Consider the following 17,791-nt stretch of genomic DNA (forward strand, 5'->3'; position numbering starts at 1 on the left):
TGTGCCTAACACCAACTCAAACAGAAGAATAATAAATGCATTTCCGTGTTCTCTCAGATGCTTGTATGACTCGACATACTGTCGGGTCTCCTCGGTGTCTTTGCTACGTGCTTTCGTTAGCTTAGTGTAGTAAGAGTACGCGCATTCGCCTTCGTTTTTAATTGCCAAACCTAGAGGCACAATCTGAATGCACAGGACAACCATGAGCAGAGTGATCGATAGGATAACCTTGTGATCTGGGGCTTCTTGACAAACGTAGAACGCGGCAGCAGATATACCAACAAACGCGAGAGAGCCATAGAATAAATATCGATATGTGGCAGTATGCTTCGCCAAAAATACCCCACGTGTAGCGTGAAGTACGAGGACTGGCGCACTTGCAACGTAGCAGTAGGCCAATCCTAGTGCTGCGAGAAGAGAGAGAAACTGGGCGTCGAGTTTCGATACATCTGTGACTCCTGGGATGATGAGATTGCGAAGACTCGATGTATCTGATGCATTCAAGTAAAGAAGAATTGCTCCACCAATGACAGTTCCGACAAAGTACCGAACAAAGTAGAACTCCCACCAACGGCCCTCGCTCGATTTCTTTCCATTTTCTGAAAGGTTCATTATGTATCCCTTGGTAGAAAAGGCCTAACGTTTGAAATGATGTGGATACCTGGGATCAGCGGCCCACGAAATGGTGCAAAGCCATTAGCTTGGAGAACAGCATCTCTCAAAGTATCTGGCGCTTGGTTCCAAATGATGTACGCCTGCTCTATTCGAGAGGCATCAAGCCGCGTGGTCGCATCGAATCCTTGGAGCAGGCTAATTGTTCCCAACGTTGAGTCGCTTAGGTAATACCATTCGTCTGCGAGGTTCGGATGCTGGCGGCTCTTGGCGACGAGAAACTCCAACATGGTCGAAATGTCTTCGGCCTTTTCTCCGCCTTGAGCATCCATAGGTAGGCCCATGTCGGGCTTACCGTTGAAACCACCGTGCACCTGTTTATGGCACTTGCGACATAGCGTAATTCCGTTCCCCGGCTCGAACTGGGCGTTTGACAAGAAGCTCTTTCGGAAGATGTGATGTGCGGCAAGGTCGCGCTTGCATTCGCACTTCACACACATGTTCCCATCACGCATCCGAACAAAGTTGCTCCAAAGCCGGAGACAAGCTAGATGCGAATGACCACACTGCAATGCACGCACTAGCCTTGAGCGCACGTCGTGTACTTGTTGGATCAAGTTTGTTATCGCAGTGCCCGATTGAGGCCTAACGTTTGACATGATGGGCTCGAATCAGCTTGCTGGGGCGAGTTCTCTCGATGGAAGGGTTAGGCAACGCGGCTCTCCTCTGAAGATTGGAGCCGATCAAGCTCAATCTGAACATCTTGTGTCGTTGCCGAGAGAGAAGATGCCATTTCGTCAAGAGTGCGGAACAAGTTTTCGAAGGATTCGGCGTCCATTTTGCGATGCTCCCGGATCGCGATGTCGACTGTCTGCCGAAGCTGACGAATCGTGGCCGCAAGTGACATAGCGGGACCAATAAGCACATCAGGGAGGGAATGAAGCTGAACGCTAGCCGCGGCATCTCTAAGGGCAGTTAGCTCTTCGAAGTCGAAGTGTTTCTCTCCCGATGCGACTTTGTAAATATAGTCTCGACTTGAGAGTTCAGCAGCAAAGTGTGCGGCGGCCCGTGCACAGTTACGGCAGATTACGAGAAGAGATTTTGCGGCTTCCCGCCTTGCGTGGCGACTTTCCGCGCGATGTAGTGCAAGTGCACTTGTGTGCTGTTGACGTGATTGCCATACTGCAATGCATGCAGTGGCAAGAATGGCAATCACTGACCCGACGGCTTGAACCCAGGAGGCCATCTCGCTGCTTGAAAGCTCAGTTGTTATGCAAAGTAGAGACACTGTGTCGCCGAAGAGTGAAATGAATCGTGTTGCCTAACGCCTCAATAACCGACGCAGCTTTGCTGCGTCCGGCGCCGAAGGCGCGCAGTTGATTGATTTGTTATGCAATTTAACTACCCCCATCTCTTTGGTTAATCCCATCAATTTTTTCTTGGGGCAGAGATGAATATAACTCATCGATTTCTTTAGGCTCGGTAATCATTTTTGTGCTGATAAAATTAACAAGCTTAAATAGCGTATTTACAGTATCTCTATCATCCTTGAGATCAATAGAGCCTGGATGTACAGCATCATTTCCTATGACTCTTACGCTATCTAGAGCTTTTTGAACTCCCGAAGGAAGTCCCTCTTTTACCAATGCAGCAATGTCTGAGTTAATATTTTTTCCGGGCTGCCCAAGATGAGCGCAAAGCTTTTGAATTGCCAGCCTCAAAAGTGCTGCTGCTCCTCTCGGAGACAAATTGCTTATCGTTCTAGCCTCTTCATAATCTTGTCTGATTTCTTCGGGAAGATCGGGGTTTGGAGGTTGCGCAGATGAATGGATTGGAAAAATGACTTTTTCACCTAACCAGATAGTGGGTGAGGAACAGTTTTCGCAATCTGAGACTAGGAATTTCTCATTGTGATACTGAGTGCCAAATCCATTCTCACTTGATGCTCCGCCCATGAAGTACCATGATTGTTTTGCGTAAACATGGCAATTTGGACAATTGAATGCTCTCGCCGCTCTTTTGGGTGGAATATATTCGGCTTTCATTCAATCCCTCGTTTCTATATTTGCACAACACCGTGCTCTGAGGCAAACCGAAGCGAAGCGTAGATTTGTCCCTAGCAGCACTTTGTTAGAAGCCACTATGACAGCATATATTTTTTGAATAAATTTGCCCTATTAACACGCGCTTTTCTGTCATTCGTACCCGAATACATTGAATGATAGAAGAGGCCATGATCAGTTTCTTTTAGATTCTTGCTGCTAAGAACATTAGCATCAAATGTATTCAGACGTTCCACGAAATCATTGGGTACATACTCTACCAAACAAAGCTCTACGACAAGCGTGAAAAAGCATGATTTTCTAAACCAAATTGAATCTATATTCAGCCCCAACCTCTGAATCACTGAAATTGCATTAAGAATCTGAGCCTTTATTTTATGTGAATCCGAAAATTCATCATTAAACTCTGCCACACACTTTTCAACCTCCGTATCACGAGGATAATATCCTCCTCGCACCAATGTTGACATGACTTGCAAGAAGAAATGCACATCGGCCATTCTAGTGAATTCAGATTCATGGAAAACACCGAAAGCATCTAGCTCTACTTCATCTGCTAGTTCTTTCGCAACTTGTATAAACTTGCCATCATAAATCGCGTTATGAATTTCAATATCATCAAGCTTAAATTTTGTGAGATTTATACGCCGAAATATCTCTCTCACTAAATTATCATCAACTTTTCCAATATCACGAACAACGATTTGATACGATAGAAAATCCTCGCGCTGCTCTTCAGTAAGCTTATCGAAGCTAGGAACAATCTTAAGTTCCTTTTTGAAGTCGTTTTCTATATATTTTTTAATCGTAGTTAAGCGCTGCTGCCCATCTATTACTTTTTGCGTAGTTCTAAGTTTTTTAGTATCAGTTACGCCCTGGCAAACATAGATTTCAGGGAATGGAAACCCATGCAGGATAGTATCCAGAAACTCTTCTTGGTGTTCATGAGTCCAGACAAATTTTCGCTGGAAATCTGGGGTCAACTCCAACCGATTTGTATCTATTTTTTCATAGATGTCTGCTATGGTCGGATTGGTTACAGACGGCTTGATCTGTGTAGTCATTGATTCTTCCTCAGATCCTTGGATCTTTTAATATCTTTTATACCCGAGAGCGTATAATTTTCTAGGTGGCTGTAGCTCTTGAAAACGCCAGCATTTACACGATAATTTCCAACCTCTGACTTACCATCGGATATGCTCCTGAAGAATTCAAACCAATCGTCTTTTATCGCTTTCATCTGGAATGAAATAGGTAATTTGTCTGGTCGAATCCAACCAAGAGCAACATATTCTAAAAATGAATGATACAACTCAATCTCTCTGACATGGACAACAGCTCGATTCTTTCGAATCATCATTTGATATTCAGCCACACTCAACATCATTTGTTCAAATAGACTAGGTGACACGAGAGCTACATCAATGTCTGAGTCGTAATCAAACTGCTTCTTTTTTAAAGGGCTAAATCCTAACTTTGCAGACCCTGTAATATATATTTCGTGAAATGGTATGCAATATTTATTGGCGATTCTCTTCCTAAACTCATAGAACTCTTCGTCCCGCGCACTGAATATATATGGCGTGCCGTGCAACACATGCTTCCGACAAAAATCCAGCACAGATTCATCGTCATTTTTTGATACAAGTTCAGAATTAAACTCTTCTAAATCCATCAATATATCCTAGGTGTTGAATCGGCTTGCTTCTTGACGCAAAGGTGACCGGCGCGTTACGGTAAGGGGCCGCAACGTGTCCGAGTCGACCGACCTGTTAGCACTCATGGCGCGTGCGCCACGAAGAAGGTTTTCCAAACGGTGAGAACGTCCTGAACAAAATCGAGTAAGTTCAACACCGTGCCGTCATCCAAGGTGATCACGATCTCCTCCTCCCCTTCGCCATAGCCGCCCATACCGTAGCGTCCGCCATCGAAACCACTCTCAGTATCCGCGCCTTTGGTAATGGGCGTTCGTGAAGTGAGGGTGAAGTGCTTCACCGAATTCGCTAGATCGCCACAGACCTTTAAAGTGCGGTCCGCACAGAGGGCTTGAACTACGGAGCGCTGCTTAGCGGCACCCGGGACGGCAGGATCGTCTTGATCCAGTCTATGAGCGCGTAGCCCGTCAGGACAAAATTCATGAAGCGGTCTCCCGTGAGCGACTCGTCGAGGAGCAAGGTAGCGTCGCGCTCCAGCTTGCTGAGGAGATCGCGTGCAGTATTGAACCCAAAAGTGAGTGCCATGATGAGATCTAACTAGTTTTATCGAACAACAACGGCGATATCCATCTATCCGAACATCACCCCTGAGAAAACCGCACCTCACCATAGCTACCGCAGGCCACCACCAAAGCCTGCTCTTGTAAGGCATGTAAATTAATTAGTACATAAACTAAATTAATTGTCATACAACAGCAAGCAATCCACTCCCCTCACCCCACTGCTTAATAAATAATCAACCCCTACAACCCGCACCCAGCTTTACTCTCCGCCGAATAGCATCACCTACCTCCCCCTCATTTGAAGGGCGGTGTAACTGAACTAAAAAACTCGCGGAAATAAAAAAACCGGACCACCCCGCTACGAATGATCCGGTTTTCAGAAAGAAAAAATTATTGTTTTTATGCAGCAACTGGCGCCTTGGTCACAGCTTTGCTCATGCGTGCACGCACTGCTTTTTTCACTTCCGGGTTGGGGTTGCGCATGGCTTGGTTGACCTTCTCCACGAAAACGTCGATCTCTTTCATGAAGTGGCTGTTGTCATGATCCCAGGGGTGGAAGTCGGCGCGGAAGTAGTCGAAGAAGTCGCTCATCGCGTTGCGGAAAATGCCTTCCTTACCCAGCAACATTTTGGCAACGGCTTTGTAGCCTTGCAGGTGCTTGCCCTTGGTGTTGGGGTCGGCGAACACCAGGCGTGCATGGAAGTACATAATAACTGGCCAGAAAATAACGGTGGCCAACACCATGCCGAAGCGGCGAATAAAGCGGTTGTAAACGTTGTCGGGAACCACGGTGTTCCACACGTCGTAGGCCACGGCTTTGTGTTCGGTTTCTTCGTATGCGTGCCACTGCCACATTTGCTTGAAACCTTCGTCCGATTTCTCGCCGGTTACTTTTGGATCTTTCAACACGGCGTCGGCCATGATGGCGGTGTAATGTTCAAGCGCAATGGTGCCAGCCAAGGATAATTTTTTGCCCAGGCCTTTTTGCAAACCACCCAGCAGTTTCCACAGCATTTTGTCCAGCTTCAAAGCGGGCACACCACTGCGGTCCATCATCTCGTTATATTCCTCATGCTCGCGGCTGTGCAGCGCTTCCTGGCCGATGAATGCAGTGATGGCTTGTTTCAGTTCGGGGTCGGTCACCTGGTCTTTGTAGGCGCGCACGGAGTCCATGAACAAACGCTCGCCTGCGGGGAACAACACCGACAGAGCGTTGAAGAAATGGGTGACGTGCTCACCGGCTTCGTGCCAGTTGTTGATGCGGGACTCGTCAAGATTGATTTTGACGTCACGGCGCACTGGAATGACTTTCATGGTGTACTCCTTTGGTTGCAGCTATTTTTATACTTTGGTACTAACGATTACATTGCTCAATGTATCAATCATTCTCGTCATTAACAACTGTAAACGTTAGAAAAACACTCTAAATTTCAAACGAGCGTTTGTTTTTGGAAACACCGCAAACCATTGATTCAATTGCATAAATTATTTTGCAGTGCAATATGAAACCAGGTTCTTTTACTGGAAGTGTTTGTTCCACAAGGCCTTCCGCACCTTGTGGCGTGCGGTAAAATCGAAGTATTCATCAGTTCATTGAGAGGTATTTATGAACGCGCCAAAACCAATTTCTGTACAACAGCCGCGCACCGTAGAACACATTGTGGTGGGCCAAGCCACCAGCGATGGCGCTGGGGTGAAGCTGACCCGTGTGATTACGCAAAACCTGCAGCGCAGACTAGACCCATTTCTGATGCTGGACAACTTTGGCAGCGACAACCCCAACGATTACATTGCGGGCTTTCCGAACCACCCGCACCGTGGGTTTGAAACCATCACTTACATGATTGCCGGGCGCATGTTGCACGAGGACAGCAAGGGCAACAAAGGCTTGCTGGAAAACGGCGGTGTGCAGTGGATGACGGCCGGGCGCGGTGTGTTTCACAGTGAAATTCCGCAACAGGAAGAAGGCGTGATGGAAGGTTTTCAGCTGTGGTTGAACCTGCCCGCGAAAGACAAAATGTGCACGCCCTGGTATCGCGATTTCAAAAACAACGACCTGCCCCAGTTTAAAACCGCCGATGGTGTTGCGGTTACCGTGATTGCAGGCAACAGCCATGGCGTGGAAGGTGCGGTAAGCCGCGAAGGCACGCAGCCTTTGTACCTTGATTTGCATTTGCCTGCGGGTTCGCGTTTTGTACAAGAACTGCCTGCGCAACACAATGCGGTGGTGTTTGTTTACCGAGGCGAAGTGAAGGTGGGCGGCCAAGTGGTGGGCGACAAACGCATGGCGATTTTGAAGAACGAAGGCGATGGCGTGGTGATTGAAGCCAGCGCCGATGCCAAGGCCCTGCTAATTGCGGGCAAGCCACTGAATGAGCCAATTGCGCAATACGGCCCGTTTGTGATGAACACTGAACAGGAAATTCGGCAGGCCTTGCAAGATTTCAGGGAAGGTACGCTGGCGTAAAAAAAGCCCGGAGAAATCCGGGCTTTTTTATTTCAACTACGTTGGCAATTAAGGCGAATTATCTCGCTTCAACAGCCTCGGCAGGGGCTGCTTGCTCAAAGGCACCCACACGTTCGCTCAAAGACAGGATTCGATAGATTTCATAGGTTTCCTGCTCATTGCTGGTGTCGCCTTCAGTCAAGATGCGCTTGGTGTCGTTCAAGGTTGCAGCAGCCACAGTGACAAAGTCGCCATCACCCACAGCAGGATCGGGTGCTGAGACGTCACTCACCGAATCAAGCAACACATTGGTGAAGGTCAACCGACCATTCGCCAGTGTGTAGTCGGCCACAATCACGCCGTTGGCCTCTTCTCCGTTGTCAACCGCGGGCAGATCGGTGAACACCAACATAACGCGCGAATTGGACAGGAAGTAGTAAAACACGGATGCCACATCATCGCCGAAATCCACACTGCCATTTTCAGCAGGCGCGGCGACAGTGGTAGGTCCACCGGTTGAAAATTCGGGCGGAAGTACTTCGTACCAGGTTCCGATCAGGCTGTCCTTCACGTTGTTGAAGCGCTCGAAAGTGGCAACGATCGTGATGCCCTGTTCGACCAAAGTGAGTACCAGTTGTGTGCCGTCAAGCGCAACTTTTGAAGAGTACAAAAATGGATCACTTTCAGTCGAAGAGTTGTTGGTACCGGGTGGGCTTGTGAAATCGGGAACCAAAGCGCGCGGCAAGCTGGTGAACTGAAATTCAGCAGTTTCACTGTTGTAGTTCGTAGTACCCACGCCAACAAATGAAAACTCATCGGCAGGATCGCTGATGTCGAATTCGGAGAACACAAACGAATTCACAACACCGTCATTTGCTGCGTTCGTATTACCAACGTCAAAGCTCAACAAAACCTGGTAGTTGGCATCGCTGGCAATCGTTTCGCCACCACCTGTAGCGCTGACCAAACGCCAGTTGCCTTGCAGTTCGTTTCTGTAGAAGCGAAGCATGGCCTCTGTTGAATCAACGACTGTGGGCTCGCTACCTTCTGGATATGCGCCCTCAATCGCTGTCTGGAATGCCATGGCAAAGTCCGCTGGCGCCATTTCCAGGTTGTTCAAGAGATCAGCAGCGTTCGCGAACTCAATATTGTCAGGAATGGTCACGGAGCCGTTCTCGGCGTTGCCATCGCTGTCTATGGTCTGGAAAAACGTGGTGAGGTTGGCCAGAATATTGGCTTGCGTTGTTGCATTGCCATCAGCCAACTCTTCAGCGATTGTTTGGGGTGTAATGCGTGCGCCACCTGGCACTGCAATTTGCAAGCCGGCGATATTAAAGGTAACTGTGTCACCTGCCTGGAAATTGAACATGCCACCGTTCATGGTGGTGCCTGTCAATCCGCTTGGTGCTGCGCTGTAGCTGACACCATCGATTGGTGAATTGGTAAGCTGGCCAGACGTGGTAGTACCGCCACCACCGCCGCCGCCACCTGTTGCTGGCGCAGTGCCATCACCACCGCCGCCGCAGCCCGCCAATATCGCCAAGCTTAAAATGCTGGCACCGAAAAACCGATTCAAACTCATACAACACCCCTTTTTTAGTAGGCCAATTGTTTCAACTTATTAAACAGATAGTTAACACACCGTTAATTAGTACAAACAGGTGTTAACTACCGAAGAATATCGAAGCAATTTACTGCCTACCACCCACTCAAATTGGGGCCTGTAAGAATGCCGACTTGCAACTCGTTTACTGCTCAATCACCACTGGTTTTTTCATTTTCACCCAGGCTTCTGCCTTGGGCAGATAGTTCTCCTCGATCACATTGCGCTTGATTTTCATGGTAGGGGTGAGGAAGCCGTTTTCCATGCTCCACAGGTCTTTTACCACCACAATGCAGCTCAATTTTTCATGGGCTTCAAGCTGGCCATTCACATGGTTCAGCAGCTCGGTCATTTCACTTTCAACCCGTGCCGCTTCATTGGGGTTTTGCTCCACTTGTTTGTGTTCCTCAAGGGGCAACATGACCAGCGCAAAAGGTTGTGAAAACGAGGGGCCTGTTACACACACAGCCTCGATCAATTCATGGCCGTTCAAGCGGTTTTCAATGGGCACGGGCGCAATGTATTTGCCCTTGCTGGTTTTGAACAATTCTTTCACGCGGCCCGTAATTTTCAAGCGGCCTTGCTCGTCGATCACGCCCATGTCGCCGGTTTTCAGAAAACCGTCGGCGGTGTAAGACTCTGCAGTCAGTTCCGGATTTTTGTAATAGCCCATCATGTTGCAGGGGCTTTTCACCAGCACCTCACCCACTTCGGAAATTTTGCATTCCACGCCGGGGTAGGTGTTGCCCACGTAGCCCACACGCACCTTGCCGGGCAGGCTGCAATGGGAGTAGGCAAAGTTCTCGCTCATGGCGTAGCCTTCGAGCAAATCAAGGCCCAGGTTGCGGTACCAAGACATTAGCGCGGGGGCCAAGGGTGCCGAGCCACTGAGCGCCATGCGAACTTCAGACAAGCCCAGTTTTTTCAGCAAGAACTTTTTGAATAAACCGGAAAGAATCGGAATTCGGAAAATAACTTGCTGCACACCCAGCGGAATTTTTCCGCAAATACCGTTGTAAAACTTGGTCCACAAACGGGGCACCGAGAAAAACAAGGTGGGCCGTGCGCGTTGCAAATCTTGAATGAAGCTGTCGAGCCCGAACGAGAAGTACACATGGAAGCCATAAAACAGCGAGCCGGTTTCCAGAATGGCGCGCTCGGCGGCGTGGGCCAGCGGCAGGTAGGAGATCATGCGGTCGGTGTTGCTGAAGCTCATCACCTTCGAGGTGCCGCGCAGTGCGCTGATCATGGCGTTGAACGAAATCATCACGCCCTTGGGCTTACCAGTACTGCCAGATGTGTACAGCATGGTGGCCATTTCGTCTTTGCTGCGCTTGACCGGGTTTTGTGTGGGTGCGGTGGCGGCCACAATGTCGTCCCATTTCTTGGCATGCTTCAGTTCAGGTGCCAAGGGCAAAGTGATGGTGGGCATGCTGGTGGGAATGCCCTTCTCGACCACGCGCCACAGCTCGTCCATCTTGCCGATGAAAATCATTTTTGAGTCGCTGTTGTCCAGCACGTATTCTGCGGTTTCAGCGTTCAGTGTGGGGTACAAGGGAATGGACACGTGCCCTGCCCGCCAAATGGCCAGGTCGGCCATGATCCAGTGCGCGCTGTTCTTGCCCAAAATACCAATGTGGGTTTTTTCAGGCAGGTTCAGCGACTGCAAATAAGCCGCCATGCAGTTAACCTGGTCAGCCACCTGGGCCCAAGTGTAGTCCACGGTTTTCTCGGCCGAGAATGGCTGGGTGAAGTAAACCTTGTTGGGTTGTGTGGCTGCCCAATGGTCCATGCAATCCAGCAGGGTTTCGAATTTTTCGTACTGCGCTGCGCTCATTTGTTTGTCTCCCGAATTTTTTCTGTTCTTTTAAGTTGATACAAGAATATCAGCACGCTGGCCGCTTCATGGAAATTTCACATTCATTTTGTCAACCTGCCAAGGTCACCAAGAGTTAAACGATGACATTGCTTCAAAAAAGTCCTACAGCCTATTTTCATCAGGAGTACTCAATGAAAACGCTTATTTCCATCATCGCTTTGGGCACCACTCTTGCCTTTTCCCAATTGGCCCAGGCTGGCGATGATTACCGCCGCAGTCATGGCCCCACCATCGACATCAACATCCTGATTCCGTCAGCCTATGCCGCCATTGGATTCGACCGCTATGACGACCGCCGGGTGTGGGGCGACGACGACGATTGGGACGACCGCGATGATGATGACGACGACGATTGGGACGACCGCGACGATGATGACGATGACGATGATTGATTCACGTCCACGTTAACGCCTTAGTTCAACGCCCCCTTTGTTCTCCAGCAGTATGGCGGCGCCCAGGCCGCCCCCAGCACAGCTGGACACCACGGCGTAACGCTTGTTCTCCACCTGTAACCTGCGGGCTGCGGTGGTCAGCAAACGAATGCCAGTGGCTGCAAACGGATTGCCCAGGGAAAGCGATCCACCCCAGGTGTTCAGCTTGTCGATAGGCAAATCGCCCGGTACTACACCATTGAAGTACTCACCCGCAAATTCGCTACGCGCCATACAAGCAATATTGACTAGCACCTGCGCGGCAAAGGCTTCGTGCAGTTCCCACACATCGATGTCGGCCATGCTCAACTTGTTTCTAGCCAACAAGACTGGAATGGACACCGCTGGCCCCAGCAACATTTCTTCTTCCAGGCTTTTCACAGCGGCCAGTTGATAATCCACCACTTCAGCCAGGGGCTGCAATCCCAAGTCGTTTGCGGCCTCCAGGCTGGTGACCAGCAAGGCCGCCGAGCCATCGGTAAAACGCGATGAACCCGCGGCGGTGATGACACCTTCTTTTCGGAAAATGGTGCGCATGGTCGACAGCTTCTGGATATTACTGTCCTTCCGGGGTGTGTTATCCAATGTAATGGGGTGTTTGATACCCGACACCTGAACCGGAATAATGGTGCCCTCGAAGTGGCCTCGGTTCAGTGCCTCAATGGCCAGCCGGTGACTGCGCACAGTGAAGACATCACAATCCTCGCGGCTTACTTTGAACTTGCGCACCATTTGTTCGGCGCACACACCCATGGTTTTGCGGGTGGTGAAGTCGGTGCCAGTGGGCATTTCGGGTTTCAAGTCGGCTGGGCGAAGGCTGGCCAGGTTTTTCAGTATGTTTTTGGCAGAGGAATCTTGCCGCACCTTCATGGCTGCACGCCGAATTTTTTGCGAATAGCGAATGGGAATATCCGAAAAACTTTCTACGCCTGCTGCAATGCCCACCTCGATTCGGCCCAGGGCAATCATGTCGCACAAATTGGCAAAGCCCACACTGGCCGACAAACCAGCCATGGAGGTGGTGTAAGCGGGAATGGTGGCTGGCAAGCCAGCGCTCAACATGCTTTCACGCGCCACGTTGGAAGTTTCAATTTCATGCAAAACCGTGCCCATGGTTACCATGTTCACGCGGTTTGCATCCAGGCCGGTTTTACTCACCAAACCTGCAATGGCTTTGCCGCCCAGCTCATAGGTCATGAGCTGGGAATAGGCACCACCCGAATCAAGAAACGGAGTGCGCACACCATCCACAATCACTGCTTTGCGAATTGACTTCATTTGAAGCGCCCCACCATGTGCAAGGTGCCATCTGCTGCGGCCAGACGAAGTTGGGTGTAGCCGTCAGAGTCCTTCGCTGTACTGGTTTGCACCTGCATGCCCGGATTGGGCAATGGCAGTGGTTTGATCCATCGCACATCGAGATCGGCCGCGGAGTAACCGGCGTTGTTCAACACTTCCCAGGTGCGAGCCAATTGCCCGAAGCCATGCAAAATGCAGCTTTTAAACCGCGTACGTTTGCCCACCGCCTTGATGGTGTGAATGGGATTGAAGTCGCCCGTCAACATGGCAAAGGCCAGGCCGTCTTCTTCCTCGGCATCCCAGTTTCCTGCGGTGTTGAATTCATGTTCTTCACGCTTGGCGGGTTTGCTTTTGCCAGCAGGTTTTGCCCGGGGCACGGTGGAGTAACTGTCGATGACCATGGCCAGTTCACCCTTGGGGTTGCTGGCCTGCACGCGGGTGTGAATGCGCACTTTGTCACCATCGTCGCTCACATCCATCAAGCTGCCGCGCAAGGCGATGGCCTCATCGCGGTTCAGTGGCTTGTGAATTTGCATGCGCAAGCCCTGGTTGAGCAGCGACAACAAATTGTACGGCGCAAGGCTGCCCAGCTTGGCCAGCATGGGCATGGCCCAGTGGCTGCAAAAGTGCGCAGGCATTTCGGTGCGGTAGCGATTGGCAGGTGCGCCTGTCCAGGCCACATATTGGTCCAACAGCTCGTTGTTCAAGGCAGGCACATGCATGCTGTGGTGCACGGGCAATTCCGGCAAAGTACCGGGCCGGGTAATGGGCGTGGCATTGCGAATGGCCGCCCAACCCATGGATCGAATGTTGGGCCAGTGCAAGGCCAGGTATTTCAATGGATAGTCTGCCAACATGGTGTGTGTAGTCCTTTTTCCTTTTTACAAGCCCAACTGCTTGCCGATAATTTCATTCATGATTTCGTAGGTGCCACCGCCAATGGATGCAATTCGATTGTCGCGGTACAAACGCTCCACCAAACTTTCGCGCATATAGCCCATGCCACCAAAAATTTGCACGGCTTCATAGGTAATGAAGTCGGAAGTTTTGGTGGCAAAGTTTTTGGCCATGGACACTTCTTTCAAGGCGGGCTTGCCGGCCTGCATGCGAGCAGCCACGCGGTAAGTGAACTCACGGCTGGCTTCCAGTTGAGTGGCCATGTCGGCCAGTTTGTGGCGAATCACCTGGTGCTTGCTCAAGGGTTTGCCAAAAGTGCTGCGGTTTTTGGCGTAGTTCAAGGCCTCGTTGAATGCCAGTTCCGACAAGGTGTTGGCGTAACAGGCCAGGCCCAAGCGCTCACTTTCGAAGTTGGTCATGATCATCATGAAGCCACCGTTTTCAATGCCAATCAAATTCGATTTGGGCACCACCACATTGTCGAAAAACAGCTCGGCCGTGTCGCTACACCACCAGCCCATTTTTTTCAATGGCTGGCCAGTGGTAAATCCGGGCGTGCCTTTCTCGATCAACAACATGCTGATGCCGCCATAACCATCGCCGCCCGTGCGCACGGCCACGGTGTAATAGTCGGCGCGAATACCCGAGGTAATGTAGGTTTTGGAACCTGACACTTTGTAGTGGTCGCCACAATCCACGGCACGGGTTTTCAGGTTGGCTACATCGGACCCACCGCCAGGTTCAGTCACTGCCAGGGCGATGATTTTCTCGCCACTCAACACTTCAGGCACAATGCGCGCTTTCATCTCGGGGCTGGCCCACTTGGCGATTGGTGGCAAGGCAATGCCATGCGACATCAGGCTGGAGAAAAAACCACCGGAGCCTGCACGCAGCAGTTCTTCGGTGGCGACCAGGCTCATGAAGTAATCCCCTTCAGAATTACCGCCAAATTCTTCGGGGTAGCCGATACCCAGAATGCCTGCATCGCCAGCCAGTTTGTAAATTTCGCGTGGAAAGGTGCCCGCCTCTTCCCACTCGTTGATGTGGGGCGTGACATGACGTTCAACAAAGCGGCGAATATTGCGGCGCGCTTCCTCGTGGGTTTCATTGAAATAAGGGGTGAACATTCTGGCCTCAAGTTGAACTGGTGCATTCATCTTGTTGCACGTATTCAATTTGGCCTAGGGCAAAGCCGGACACAATGAGGGTAAATAGCGACAGACCGCCTTAATTTACCCTGCTTTGTTCGATAAAGGCTTGGGGCGACATGCCAAACCAGCGCTTGAAGGCACGCCTGAAGTTGGACACCTCTTGATACCCCAGGCTCAGTGCCACCGATTCAACCGTGTTGTTGCTGACCAGCAGGCTGAGTTTGGCCTGCCGGGCCAGTTCAGAATCGCGCAGGGTTTGGTAGCTGGTGTGTTCATCGCGCAGGTAGCGCATCAAGGTGCGAGATGACAAATGAAAGTGGCTTGCCACTTGCTCACAGGTCCAGATTTGACCCGGGTTGCTGCGCAGCAGTTCGGTGACCCTGGCCGCCCAGCTGCTGGGTCGCCTTTGCTCAAGCAACAACTGCTCGCAACGTGCCAGCGCCATGGCATGGGTTTCCGGGTCGGCCATGGGATTTTGCATCAGCGCCAAACCATGGGGAATCACGATTTTTGTTTTGGGTTTGCCAAACAAACAGGGAGCGTGCAAAAACTCAGGATACTGATCGGCATAGGCCGGGGCAGAATACGCCAACTCCACTCGTAAGGCAGGCTTTGAATTGCCAATGATCATGCCCAGGTGGTTGACCATGGTGGCCAGCACGGCTTCACAAAAAAAACGCCCCACTTCGTCCAGCGCGATGCCCATGTTGATGATCACCGCAAAGTGATCGCTCGCAATGTGGCCTTCCATGCGGGCAAACCCACCCCGTATGTCGTGAAACTTTTCAGTGGCTTTCCAGGCGTGGCCCAAGGTGGGCGATGAGGCAATCAAAGTGCCCAATGGCCCGTGCGCAGCCAGGTGCAAGTTCGCCCCCCAGCGCAAACCCAAGGCCGGGTTGCCGCTGAGTTGCAGTGCGTTGCGCACAATCACAGCCTGCGTTTCTGCATCAATGTATTTGTTCAACTCAAGCAGATCCGCCGGTGCAAGGCGCGTGCCTTTCAACAGCAGAAGCTGACCCTTGTGGTCTAGCCCCTGCTCACGCGCCAATGTGCGCGTGTAGGCTGTTGGAAAAACAACCTTGTTGTTGGCGTCCTGAGCAATCACACGGTTGCGGCCAGGCGGGCACCTTGGTTGATGGCTTCCTTGGCGTCCAGCTCGGCGGCCTTGAATGCACCGCCAATAATGTGTACTGGCTTGCCCAAGGCAAGAACTGATTCTTCCAGCTCACGGTTGGGGTGCTGGCCTGCACACACAATCACGTTGTCGACTTCCAGCAAGTGCTCTGCACCATCGGGGGTTCGAATGCGCAAGCCTGCGTCCTCAACGCCGATGTACTCCACGCCTGACAACAAACGCACGCCCTTGGCTTCCAGCGCAGCACGGTGGATCCAGCCGGTGGTTTTTCCGGGGCCCGCAATTTTCTTGGGCTTGCGCTGCAAGATGGTAATTTGGCGTGTCGCCTTTTCAGGGTTGGCTTTGACACCTGCAATGCCACCACGCGCTTTTTGATCGCGGTCAATGCCCCAGAATTCGCAGAAGTCTTCAATGCTGGTGGAGGGGGATTGCGCTACGCCGTGCTCATTTGCGTGATGAGTCAAAAACTCAGCAGTATCCACACCAATGCCGCCACCGCCCACAATGGCCACACGCTGGCCCACCGGCTTGCCGTGCTTCAACACATCGAGATAGCCCATCACCTTGGGGTGATCAACACCGGGCAGGCTGGGCACGTTGGGAATAATGCCGGTGGCCAGCACCACTTCATCAAAGTCTTTCAGATCATCGGCGTTAACGCGTTTGCCCAATTGGAAATTGACACCTTCTTTCTTCAACATGGTGCTGAAGTAACGAATGGTTTCGTGGAATTCTTCCTTGCCGGGCACTTGCTTGGCAATGTTGAACTGCCCGCCAATTTCCTTGGCCTCATCGAACAGGGTCACCGCGTGGCCGCGCTGTGCAGCCGTCAAGGAGAACGACATGCCTGCGGGGCCTGCACCTACTACCGCCACTTTTTTCTTCGCGGTTGTTTTCACAAAAACAAGCTCGGTTTCGTGGCAAGCCTGCGGGTTCACCAAACAGCTGCAACGCTTGCCGCCAAAGGTGTGGTCAAGGCAAGCCTGGTTACAACCAATGCAGGTGTTGATTTCATCCACACGGCCTTCTTTGGTTTTCAACACCCAGTCAGGGTCGGCCAGGAAGGGGCGTGCCATGGCGATCATGTCGGCATCGCCATTTTGCAAAACCCGCTCTGCATCGCCGGGCATGTTCAAACGGTTCGACGCAGCCACAGGAATGGACACCACTTCCTTGATTTTGCGGGTCGCCCAGGTGAATGCGCCGCGTGGCACCTGCGTGGCAATGGTTGGAATTTTTGCTTCGTGCCAGCCAATGCCTGTGTTCAGAATGGTGACGCCTGCTTTTTCCAGCTCGCGGGCCAGCAGCAGGGTTTCTTCAAGGCTTTGACCATCGGGCACAAGGTCAAGCATGGACATGCGGTACACAATAATAAATTCCGCACCCACTTTGGCGCGAATACGGCGCACCACTTCCAGCGGGAAGCGCATGCGTTTTTCGAAAGTGCCGCCCCATTCGTCGGTGCGTTCATTGCCGCGTTCGGTCAGGAACTGGTTGAGCAAATAACCCTCGGAACCCATCACTTCCACACCATCGTAACCCGCCATTTTTGCGTAGGCGGCGGCATTGGCAAAGCCATCAATTTCCTGTTCAATTTCAGCGGGTGTCAATTCACGCGGTGTGAATGGAAAAATTGGGGACTGTTTTGCGGAAGCCGACACCATGTTCACGTTGTAGGCCTGGCGGCCTGCATGCAGCAATTGAATGGCAATTTTGCCACCAGCGGCGTGCACGGCATCGGTCACGGTGCGGTGACGAATTGCATCTTGCTCGCTGGTCATGCGGCCAGCACCGGGCCACAGCACGGCAGTTTCAGATGTAGCAAAGCCACCTGTGATCATCAAGCCCACATCGCCTTGTGCGCGGCGCGCGAAAAACGCAGCCAGTTTTTCTGGTGGCTCTTCTTCAAGCCCGGTGTGCATGGACCCCATGATGACGCGGTTTTTCAAGGTAGTGAAACCCAGGTTCAATGGCTCAAGTAACTTGGCGTGCGCTTGATTTTGCATAACTGCGGGCATTTCAATACCTCGATGGTTGGATCAACAAAACATTACAAA

At 51.3% G+C, this 17,791-nt stretch carries 17 protein-coding genes; 2 read left to right on the forward strand and 15 right to left on the reverse strand.

The features are described 5' to 3' along the window. Positions 1-611: 611 nt before the first annotated feature. The 8 genes from HKT17_RS10125 to HKT17_RS10160 all read right to left on the reverse strand — a co-directional run bounded on the left by HKT17_RS10125 (position 612) and on the right by HKT17_RS10160 (position 6,207). Complete coding sequence (locus tag HKT17_RS10125) at positions 612-944, reverse strand: hypothetical protein (protein WP_205882417.1); 333 nt, start codon at positions 942-944, stop codon at positions 612-614. A gap of 374 nt (positions 945-1,318) precedes the next feature. Next, on the reverse strand, positions 1,319-1,858 hold the full coding sequence (locus tag HKT17_RS10130; RefSeq protein WP_205882418.1) for a hypothetical protein: 540 nt from the start codon (positions 1,856-1,858) through the stop codon (positions 1,319-1,321). Between the two features lie 151 nt (positions 1,859-2,009). Beyond that, positions 2,010-2,657, reverse strand: a complete 648-nt coding sequence (locus HKT17_RS10135; protein ID WP_171099818.1) for a DUF4145 domain-containing protein — start codon at positions 2,655-2,657, stop codon at positions 2,010-2,012. A 95-nt stretch (positions 2,658-2,752) separates the two neighbouring features. Continuing rightward, the gene (locus HKT17_RS10140; RefSeq protein WP_171099820.1) at positions 2,753-3,739 is read right to left on the reverse strand and encodes a DUF262 domain-containing protein; all 987 of its coding nucleotides are present in this window, start codon (positions 3,737-3,739) and stop codon (positions 2,753-2,755) included. Then, the gene (locus HKT17_RS10145; protein WP_171099823.1) at positions 3,736-4,350 is read right to left on the reverse strand and encodes a hypothetical protein; all 615 of its coding nucleotides are present in this window, start codon (positions 4,348-4,350) and stop codon (positions 3,736-3,738) included. The genes HKT17_RS10140 and HKT17_RS10145 overlap by 4 nt, the downstream gene beginning before the upstream one ends. A gap of 104 nt (positions 4,351-4,454) precedes the next feature. Next, positions 4,455-4,670 carry a hypothetical protein gene (locus HKT17_RS10150; protein WP_171099825.1) on the reverse strand — a complete coding sequence of 72 codons (216 nt, stop codon included), beginning with the start codon at positions 4,668-4,670 and terminating at the stop codon, positions 4,455-4,457. 56 nt (positions 4,671-4,726) lie between these two features. Next, a complete protein-coding gene (locus HKT17_RS10155; RefSeq protein ID WP_171099827.1) occupies positions 4,727-4,915 on the reverse strand; it encodes a hypothetical protein in 189 nt (62 codons plus the stop codon). Positions 4,916-5,292: 377 nt separating this feature from the next. Beyond that, positions 5,293-6,207, reverse strand: a complete 915-nt coding sequence (locus tag HKT17_RS10160) for a metal-dependent hydrolase (protein ID WP_171099828.1) — start codon at positions 6,205-6,207, stop codon at positions 5,293-5,295. Positions 6,208-6,499: 292 nt separating this feature from the next. Between HKT17_RS10160 and HKT17_RS10165 the strand changes: the two genes are divergently transcribed. Further along, positions 6,500-7,360: a pirin family protein gene (locus HKT17_RS10165; protein WP_171099831.1), complete on the forward strand. Its 861-nt coding sequence runs from the start codon at positions 6,500-6,502 to the stop codon at positions 7,358-7,360. Between the two features lie 58 nt (positions 7,361-7,418). Here the strand turns inward: HKT17_RS10165 and HKT17_RS10170 are convergent, their stop codons facing one another. Both HKT17_RS10170 and HKT17_RS10175 read right to left on the reverse strand, forming a co-directional pair. Next, a complete protein-coding gene (locus HKT17_RS10170; protein WP_171099833.1) occupies positions 7,419-8,921 on the reverse strand; it encodes a hypothetical protein in 1,503 nt (500 codons plus the stop codon). A gap of 166 nt (positions 8,922-9,087) precedes the next feature. Further along, the gene (locus tag HKT17_RS10175; RefSeq protein ID WP_171099835.1) at positions 9,088-10,779 is read right to left on the reverse strand and encodes an AMP-binding protein; all 1,692 of its coding nucleotides are present in this window, start codon (positions 10,777-10,779) and stop codon (positions 9,088-9,090) included. A gap of 173 nt (positions 10,780-10,952) precedes the next feature. Here HKT17_RS10175 and HKT17_RS10180 point away from each other — a divergent pair, with 173 nt between their 5' ends. Next, positions 10,953-11,213 (forward strand): hypothetical protein, encoded by a 261-nt coding sequence (locus tag HKT17_RS10180; protein ID WP_171096837.1) that lies wholly within the window; start codon positions 10,953-10,955, stop codon positions 11,211-11,213. 12 nt (positions 11,214-11,225) lie between these two features. On the opposite strand, the gene HKT17_RS10185 is transcribed toward HKT17_RS10180, so the two are convergent. From HKT17_RS10185 to HKT17_RS10205, 5 genes are all read right to left on the reverse strand, one after another. Then, a complete protein-coding gene (locus HKT17_RS10185) occupies positions 11,226-12,530 on the reverse strand; it encodes a thiolase family protein (protein ID WP_171099837.1) in 1,305 nt (434 codons plus the stop codon). Beyond that, entirely contained in the window at positions 12,527-13,408 is an 882-nt protein-coding gene (locus tag HKT17_RS10190; protein WP_171099839.1) for a MaoC family dehydratase, read from the reverse strand. Before HKT17_RS10190 ends, HKT17_RS10185 begins: the two co-directional genes overlap by 4 nt. Before the next feature lie 24 nt (positions 13,409-13,432). After that, the gene (locus tag HKT17_RS10195; protein ID WP_240965768.1) at positions 13,433-14,605 is read right to left on the reverse strand and encodes an acyl-CoA dehydrogenase family protein; all 1,173 of its coding nucleotides are present in this window, start codon (positions 14,603-14,605) and stop codon (positions 13,433-13,435) included. A 70-nt stretch (positions 14,606-14,675) separates the two neighbouring features. Then, positions 14,676-15,704 carry an AraC family transcriptional regulator gene (locus HKT17_RS10200; protein ID WP_171099841.1) on the reverse strand — a complete coding sequence of 343 codons (1,029 nt, stop codon included), beginning with the start codon at positions 15,702-15,704 and terminating at the stop codon, positions 14,676-14,678. Then, entirely contained in the window at positions 15,701-17,740 is a 2,040-nt protein-coding gene (locus HKT17_RS10205; protein ID WP_240965769.1) for an NADPH-dependent 2,4-dienoyl-CoA reductase, read from the reverse strand. Before HKT17_RS10205 ends, HKT17_RS10200 begins: the two co-directional genes overlap by 4 nt. Positions 17,741-17,791: the final 51 nt, after the last annotated feature.

It is taken from the genome of Limnobacter sp. SAORIC-580 (genome assembly GCF_013004065.1).
Lineage (GTDB): Bacteria > Pseudomonadota > Gammaproteobacteria > Burkholderiales > Burkholderiaceae_B > Limnobacter > Limnobacter profundi.